Genomic DNA, 8616 nt, shown 5'->3' with positions numbered 1-8616 from the left:
TACTGACACCAACTATCAATGCCCCCTTTTCCTTCGACCAATCAAAATTTTTGCACACCCCTACTTTACCTCAATCGCAAATGCGTAATGAGCATCTCCCTTTGATACGTTCTCTTCCTTTTCATCCATCCACCATGCTCCATACGAATAGTAATAAATTCCTTTCTGTGTAGGTGCCGAGAATTGATTGTTACTTACTTTGACTTCTGATTCCTCATTGTTGCTGATTTGGATAAGATCAGCCTTATTCGGCTTTGGTTCAAAATCCATAATAAAAGTTATCTTTTCACCAGGGTTTACCTTAATTGTGTCCCTGCCTTTCAATAGTTCCACTGGTCCAGCTGCATCCGCACATTCAGACTGACCATCGTATGACCAACAATAAGTTCCAAGTACCGTTTCGGATGTTTCGTTAGCAAACTCGATAAAGACTTTTGGTGGCTTGGGTTCGTGTTGTGTCAAACCAACATTGGTGCACCCAGTCATGATGAATCCTAAAAAAATTAAAATAAAGAAACCTTTTTTCATTCATTTCCCTCCCATCAGGAATCCGTTCATCTATCTAGACGATGGTTGCTATAACATTGTTGCATTGCAAGCTAATTAATGAAAAAAATAAAAAGGCGGTTGATCCTTCTGGAATCACCCGCCCTTCATTGAATACTGCCACTGGCCGTAAACATTTTTTATTCCATTACAGTTAAAACAGATTTATTCTCTCCCATCCAATGACCAGTAGCCTCCGACTAATCCAGCGTCATCCACTCCATAAGGAAACGATGTGCCGCCTACGACCTTATTTTCAACAACGTAAACAAAGGCGTTAACTTTACCTTTTGATTTTACGCCGCCACAGCACTCCCAATTGTCCAATGGGTGATCCTTGACGATGAATTTTTCAACCTTTACTATTTTTCCGATATATGGGTTAGGGTCATTCCCCGGCACCTTCCAATAAAAGCGATAAGGCATCGTCTCCATTTTACTTTCCGTGATTTTGTATTTTTCCTGTTGTTGTTCATAGGAAAGCACCTTATAACCTTGAAGTTCAAGATATTCTTTTGCAACCGCTGCAGGTTCAGATAAATCATCCATCGCTGATAACTCTTTTCCCAGATAGCCAACCAACCCTAAAAATAGCACAACAAACAATAAAAGCACCTTAAAATTGTTCATTTCATCCCCCGCCTTATTCAGCATTTGCTTAATTAAGGATTCAACAAAAAAGGCGGTCAATCCTTCTTGGATCAACACACCTGTCAATGTTAAAGGATATACCTAATCAAAAAGCTTTGCGCTGATAAATAACATGGGTAATACCCCAGGAAATTACGTAGGAGATCAAGGCACTGATTGCAGCTCCTATATATAAAGCAGGGACCGAGAGACTAGCAATAAAATCAGTTACTGCAGTTAGATGTTCTGTCAAAAACAATAGAATTGAAGGTCCTATGCCTACTAACACGAGAAATCCAATAATTACGACCGTAAATATATGGCCTGGCTTAAATATATAGAATAAAGGGAATGTGAACGCAGCGAAGAATAAGAACATGCTTACGGTCGTCGCAATATCCTTTATAGTAAAAGGTTTATCCAATGCAAAAAATGCCACACTTGTAACCGCTACTGATAAGGCCATATAAACAACTGCACCAAGAAATCGCGAGGCGATAATCTCTGTACGCGTATAAGGCAAGGAATTTAATAAAATATTAGTCTCTGCTTTTTCATCGTAGGCAAATGCGTTAAAGGGAATGAAAATACTGGCAACAAGGAAGGTTAAAACCGGATGCGAATTGGTAATGATAAAGAATAAAATAAGGGGAATAAAAAGGATTAACTGTCTTTTTTGAAGTATGACATCCCGTCTGATTAAATTAAACATGGTGTATGTCTCCTTTCAAGTAATACATAATATCTTCTAAAGAGGCTCGTTCAATGATAACGTTATCTCCGAACGTATTCTTCACTGCACTGACATCATCCGTCAAAGCTTCGAATCCGGTTGATGCGCGGTGAACACGGACCAAGTCCTTTTCGGTGTCTCTATCCAGGAGATCCAATCCTCCTTTTACGAGAGCATAGTTTTCAGCTATTTCATGAATGGAGTGATTAAATACTAATTCCCCTCTCCGCATAAAAGCTATGTAGTCCGCTATGCGGTCCAGGTCTGTTGTAATATGGGTTGAAAAAAAGATGGTTCGATTGCCGTCGATCATTAATTCCTGCAAAAGATCCAGCAGCTCCCGTTTGAAAATCGGATCTAATCCCGCTGTCGGTTCATCCATGATGATCAGCTCTGCATGATGTGATAATGCGATGGCCAAGGAGGCCTTCATTTGCATCCCTTTTGAAAATGATTTGATCGGTTTGTTAAGTGGCAGGTCGAACTGCTCGATATATTGATAAAATAGTGTTTCATCCCAGCGTTTATATGCTGGCGCAACAATCCGCTTTATATCTTTTAAGTTCAACCCTTCAAAAAATACATTTCCATCGTATACAAACCCTATGCGTTCCTTGATCTCCTTCTCATGCGTTTTGTAATCCAAACCGAAAATCCTGACACTTCCTGCATCCGCCTTTAATAAGTTCATCATGATCTTTATCGTCGTCGATTTCCCAGCTCCATTAGCCCCAATGAACCCAGTTACAAAGCCTTGCTTTACTTTCAAATCAATATTTTCAAGGGTAAAACCTTTGAATTTTTTGGTTACGTTTAGTAACTCGACCACATTTTCCACCTATTTCACTCCTCATATAAAATATTCAGTAACTGCTGCAGTTCATCCAGTGACAGTCCAATCTCCCGGCTATTAGCAATAACAGCACACAACTGCTCCTCAATGACCTTCAGTTTTTTCTCTTTAATGACCTCTAAATTCTGCTCTGCAACGAAGGATCCTTTTCCAACGATGGAGTAGATAAAGCCTGCCTTCTCCAATTCCTCATAAGTACGTTTAGTCGTTATCACACTAATTTGCAAGTCCTTTGCAAGTTGACGGATGGAAGGTAATGCCGTTCCCTCCTGTAGTTCACCTGCTAAAATCGACGTTTGTATTTGTTTTTTAATTTGTTCATAAATCGGTTCCTTTGAACTGTTGGAAATAATGATTTGCATGCAATCCCTCTTATCATTTTCGAAATAGTGTATATATACTATATACACATTATATACACACTAGTTGTCCCCTGCAACCTATTTTTTATTTGAAACTGTGGACAAGACAAAAAGGGCATGTTTGGACTACGCCAAAACATGCCTTTTACGATAAGATAATTAATTACTCTTTAATAAATATTGACTATCATTGAGTCAGGACAAAAGGACAAACCAATCCTTTCTGAATCAACGCCCTTGTGTAAAAAGATTTTGAGATTTATTTTTTAATCACTCTTACTTCCGTTTACCAGAATGCGATTTATTGATGTGAATCTCATTCACAGAGACGGTTCCGCTAACCTCGTTGCCTACTAGAACAAGAGGTTTTTTCGTTGGACTTGAGGCTGCATCAATGAATTCAAGTCCTTCCGGAGATACGTCTCCAGCAATAGCCTGTGAGAAATCCCTGCTGTTAAAATAATTGGCAAACTGGGCTTTTTCCGGATTTGTAATGTTATAGGTCATTACTCCGCCAATTCTCTCCAGCCCGACAAATGCATAGATGTCTTTGCCAATCCTGCCGATTTTGACATCTTCAGGCTCCGGGCCCTTTTTCGTGCTGCGCTTTTCAAACTCATCATCATCATTGGACCAATTGAATACCTCCGGGAAGCGCTCGGAGGTGATGGTTTCAAAATCACTGCCGCTGTCATAGACAAGTTCCATTGTATCAGCTTTCCAAATCGAGAAAGAACGTCCGCCCAATGTGTAAATTGCATCATTCCCACGATCAGTCAATACTTCAAGCTTCTGATAGCCAGCTGAATTTTGCATTTTTTCAAAAGATGCCTGCGCTTCTGCAGTGGTCATGCCTTTGAATAGGCTTGGATCAAGTTCAATGGTATCTTTCACATCTTTGAAATTAGCGACATTAATAAAAGTGGAATCATCTTCAGGCCACTCTGTTGCATCCCCTTCATTGGCGGTGACAAGATAATCAACTCCACGGATGTTTACGTATGCAACCGAATCGGGCATATACGCACCCAAAATAGGAAGCCTTTCTAGTTCAATCTTGCCGTCTCTCGCTGCATCGAGTTCATTCCCCGTGATCGAATGATCTTTATAGCCAAGCGACTTTACGGAAAGCACCTTACCTGCCTTAATATCAATCGTGGCAATGGCATTATTCTCCTGCAGGGTCACATACGCTTTTTTACCATCTTTGGAAACCGCAATGTATTCAGGTTCAAAATCCTTTACAGCATCCGCTTTGGTTCCGTTGTTCCGGATATGGACATCGTCATCAATTACGCTCTCATCATTGAATTTCACTTTCGTTACTTTCCCTGTTTTTACTTCAACAATGGTTACTGACCCTTCTGGATCCTCTTGTTCAAGCCCGGAACGCGGCTCTCCTTCATCAGCTGATAAAATATACTTTCCGTTGTCCGTCAGCTTAACCATATCAGGCTGGACCCCTGCCTCATAAGTCTTGAGGATTTTCCCCTCATAATTCATTTCGACAATCTTTCCGTTTTTCGTATAATCCGCTTCCTGAACCGCCGCGACAACGACATTTCGGGATGTATCAATATCTATGCTCGTTACATCACCGTATGTAAATTGGCCGGTGTTTACTGCATCGGCAATGTTAATCGATTTTTCCTTTTGAAGCTGCTGTTCTCCATTAGTGGTTTTTTTCAAATCTTTAAGGCTGACAATATCAATGGTTTGCCCAGCGCCGTTTATTGCATAGAACTTCTTATTGTCGGCGTTGTACTTTACAATTTCCGCGATTCCTCCGTCTTCGCTCTTCATTCCCATACTATAGCCTGCAATTTTTTTGACGTCCATTGGATGAGGAATTTGAGTTTCCGCATTTATATTTCCTACATTCATTTGGCTGCCTAAAAGCAGCATACTCCCAGCCAGCATAAATTTGCTAAATACCTTGGACTTTGAATTACCCTTCACCATAATGCCCCCCATTTTTTAATCTGCAAATTTACCATACAGGAATACTGTTTAAACAATATTAATTCCTTGTAAAGGTTTCGTATCGAACCTGCAAATAACAATACAATGATTTTATGGGCGGAGAAATGGCTGATAACTAATCGCTTTAGCTGAATAAGGAAAAGGTGCTTTAACCCTTATTGGATCAAAGCACCTTAAGTCTTGGAATGGTAACTAATTACCGTTGTTAGAATCCTCAATTCAACATTTGATTTCGTTCTTCCATTTGAGGCGGTTCTTCCATCCAGCCGTTCTTGATCATTATTTTTGCACCTCTATGAGCATATTCAAATATGTCTTTCATAAAAATGGTCGATTTGGCTGGTAAATCATTCCGCAAACTAAAAGCGGTCCCCAATGAGCCGCTGCCCATGGAAAAACTGCAAAAAAGGCTTATACAATACATCATCATTTTTTCGGAAAATGGTGCTAGTGTTGAACCGGTTGCATTGCCGCCTGCTGTTTGAGGGATTTGGATATTGTCTTGAAGCAAGGTTTCACTTAATTCCTTTACAATGCTTTTAGCAAGTTCGGCACCATCATTAAAGTAGTCTTTAACTTCACCTTCATTAGCACATTGAGCAAAACCTGTAATCATTTGAAGTCCAAAGATATTTGATTCAATCGAATGATGGATATGGGCAACTTCTACCGTATTCAATGTCCGCTTTTCGCTAAATGGATTAATGGGGAGACCACCCAGGTAGTTGGTATCTTTAACAAATTCAACCGACTTTGGCATTGGGACATAAGGGGATCTGACAAGCAACCCCTTTTCCAGCAAATATTGAGTGCAGAGGTTGTAATACTTTTGAGTAATGGCCGTTAACTCTTTAAAAATCATGATTATATCTTCTCGATAAGCCATAGTGATATTCAATGAGTGAAGCCCCATGCTAATTTCTTTTAACAGGCGAACAAACATGATGTCAAAACCATTATCATATAACTTTGGAACCTCTTTGTTAACATCTTGTGCACTAAACCCAACTGGTATCACAGCCCCTTCATTTTGAAACGTTTCTGCGATTATACCAACATAATTGTCAAGCTCTTCATATAAACGTGTCATAATATCCTTGGCTTTTTCGTCATCAGCTTTCTCGATAAAATAGTCCAATATGCGCAAAAGCATTGTCTTCTCTTGATATGTAAGCCATAAGGTACCTAATTCAGATGACGTAATTGCTGGCTTTTCTGGCATTTAATGCTCCTCCTAGAATTTTCTTGTTTTATGTTGAGCATTAAATGGGATTATCATTCAGTTTTTATAAAATCTTTTTTGCTGTCCTTGGCAGCTTTTTTGCAGACTTGGCACAAGTTAGCTTTCTTCGTTGGTAAGTTGATAATAATACCCCGCCAACGATGAATACCGACCCTAGCATTTCTGCTCCCGTTATTGGTTTGTATAGCAATATTAATCCCATTATCATTGCAACAAAAGGTTCTAAATTAGACAAGATAGATGCCTTTGAAGCATCCACATGTCTAATGTATTTATTCCAGATCAATGTAGCTATACCGTGAACAACAACGGCCGTTCCAATCAGAAAAGACCAATCGGCAACCCTGGAGCTTATTTGTATAGGAGCATCCAGGAGAAAGGCAAAAGGAAGCGACACAATCAAGCCTACAACATTTGAATAGAAGGTAATGGTAAGCGGATCTATTCTATGAGAAAAATGCCTTGTCATGATAATCATTATGGCGAATGTAATCATCGTTATCACAATCCAAAAAAGGCCTTTATCAACTTGTACAGAAGATAAGTTCCCTTTTGTAACAACCAAATATATCCCGATCACCGCCACGATTGAACCTAACAGCATGCGGATCGTTAATTTTTCTTTCAAAAAGATGGCAGCTAGTACGCTGGTCAATATAGGGGTAGTAGCCAAAATCAAAGCGGAAGTTGTAGGATCAGCGGTTTGAAGTCCTACAAAAAAAGACCATTGGTTTATAAAAACACCAATAATCCCCAGGAGTAAAATGCCGAGTACATCCGATTTATTCACTCGTTTTAAGTGTTTTTTATATAAGGACATTCCAAGTAAAAATAATACAATAAACAAAAGTCTAAGCATGGTCAACATGGCTGGGGAAAAATCTTCGACCAGCATCTTTCCAAATACAAAATTGCTTCCCCACACCATTACACATAATGTTAACCAGGCATAAGCCTTAAACATAATAACACCGTCCTATAACAATATGCTAACTGTCCTATTCTATACTCACTAGCATATTTCGTATACCTTTTTGTTTGGCTTATGAACTATGGTGTGCCCATCAATGTTAAAAAGCAACGTGGAGTTTCATTCCGCGTTGCTTTCTTTATCAATTACGTATTTAACAGTAGACTCGGGGCATGTCACCAAATTAACTGATGTTTTACAGCACAGCCTGTCCAGTTCTTCCCTTTATAAAAAGAGGCGATTTAGTCCGAAGTGCAAGCTGACAATAAACAACAGGCTGAATAAAAGGGAAAGCCAAGTGGAAGGATTCTTCCGTATTGAGAAAAACAGCATTCCGAGAAATCCAAGCGCTATCACCAGCAAACTAACACCTTCCAACATGTTCCCCGTGGAGATGGACAACTGGACAGGTGACGAAATTTCCTCCCCTGCAATGTACTCCGCAATAGGGGATGCCCCTTCCGAATCCACCGTAAAGTTAATTTCATGCGGCGGGGAAAGGATTCCTAAAAATGCCGTACAGCCAATGACCAAGAAGAAAACCAGGGATTCTGCCTTCAGGATTTTCTCGGGAAAACCTGACCTTTTCCTTGATACATACGCATTTGAGTAGGCAATGAGCAAAAGGGGGATGATCACAATATGCTTCAACAAGAGAAGCTGACCATATGACAGCACCCAGGAATTCACATACTCCCCTACATCCACCACCATGGTCATCGTCCAGAAGCCAGTGGACAGGATGACGAGCATACAAGCTGCCGCAAATGGGGAGAACCAATTCACAAAGGGCTTCCAGTTCACTTCATCTTTTGCGAACCACGAAACATGAAGAAGCACCCCTGCCCACAGCACAACAGACAGAAAATGCAGGGAATGAGCCAGCCACCCGCTCCAAAGCGTTAAGGAAGCCACATGGCTTGAATACCCGACAGCAAGAATCATGATTGTCAGCCAAAAGGCTTTCAGATATTTGGATCCGTTCAGCAGGATGGTGATCATCATAAACAAGCACGCCCATGAAATCACAAGCCAGGCATTTCCTACCTGGAAATCGGTCAGCACGGAATAGAGGGCTTTCATGACTCCGACACTTTCATAAAAATACAAAACCACTTGGAGGACAGGACCAAAGGTACTGAAAACCAACCCCAATGTGGACACCATCAAGACGTTTTTTGATAGTTGGACAGATGGTTTCCTGTCTTCCGGTACAAATGACAGGACCACATGCCCCGCTAAAATGGAAAAGAACAAGTAAGTAAGCCATTCCGCAGATGCAATGAGTATATTCAT

The 8616-nt window shown here is 40.3% G+C and carries 9 protein-coding genes; all 9 read right to left on the bottom strand.

Translation table 11 applies throughout. The features are described from left to right. Positions 1–60 precede the first annotated feature (60 nt). Complete coding sequence (locus ADU22_RS12200; protein WP_069187977.1) at positions 61–528, bottom strand: hypothetical protein; 468 nt, start codon at positions 526–528, stop codon at positions 61–63. 183 nt (positions 529–711) lie between these two features. After that, entirely contained in the window at positions 712–1176 is a 465-nt protein-coding gene (locus ADU22_RS12195; RefSeq protein ID WP_156324340.1) for a hypothetical protein, read from the bottom strand. 106 nt (positions 1177–1282) lie between these two features. Then, positions 1283–1888 carry an ABC-2 transporter permease gene (locus ADU22_RS12190; protein ID WP_053362393.1) on the bottom strand — a complete coding sequence of 202 codons (606 nt, stop codon included), beginning with the start codon at positions 1886–1888 and terminating at the stop codon, positions 1283–1285. Then, positions 1881–2747 carry an ABC transporter ATP-binding protein gene (locus ADU22_RS12185; RefSeq protein WP_053362392.1) on the bottom strand — a complete coding sequence of 289 codons (867 nt, stop codon included), beginning with the start codon at positions 2745–2747 and terminating at the stop codon, positions 1881–1883. The genes ADU22_RS12190 and ADU22_RS12185 overlap by 8 nt, the downstream gene beginning before the upstream one ends. A gap of 5 nt (positions 2748–2752) precedes the next feature. Beyond that, entirely contained in the window at positions 2753–3124 is a 372-nt protein-coding gene (locus tag ADU22_RS12180) for a GntR family transcriptional regulator (protein ID WP_053362391.1), read from the bottom strand. A 276-nt stretch (positions 3125–3400) separates the two neighbouring features. Beyond that, a complete protein-coding gene (locus tag ADU22_RS12175; RefSeq protein ID WP_053364550.1) occupies positions 3401–5083 on the bottom strand; it encodes a choice-of-anchor I family protein in 1683 nt (560 codons plus the stop codon). A gap of 238 nt (positions 5084–5321) precedes the next feature. Continuing rightward, the gene (locus tag ADU22_RS12170; RefSeq protein WP_053362390.1) at positions 5322–6329 is read right to left on the bottom strand and encodes a DUF3231 family protein; all 1008 of its coding nucleotides are present in this window, start codon (positions 6327–6329) and stop codon (positions 5322–5324) included. A 64-nt stretch (positions 6330–6393) separates the two neighbouring features. Beyond that, positions 6394–7314, bottom strand: a complete 921-nt coding sequence (locus tag ADU22_RS12165; protein ID WP_053362389.1) for a DMT family transporter — start codon at positions 7312–7314, stop codon at positions 6394–6396. A 231-nt stretch (positions 7315–7545) separates the two neighbouring features. Then, positions 7546–8616, bottom strand: a complete 1071-nt coding sequence (locus ADU22_RS12160) for a CopD family protein (RefSeq protein ID WP_053362388.1) — start codon at positions 8614–8616, stop codon at positions 7546–7548.

The organism is Bacillus sp. FJAT-27251 (assembly GCF_001273925.1).
GTDB lineage: Bacteria > Bacillota > Bacilli > Bacillales > Cytobacillaceae > Mesobacillus_B.
The sequence above is the reverse complement of the archived record's forward strand: the minus strand, read 5'-3'. Positions and strand labels throughout refer to the sequence as shown.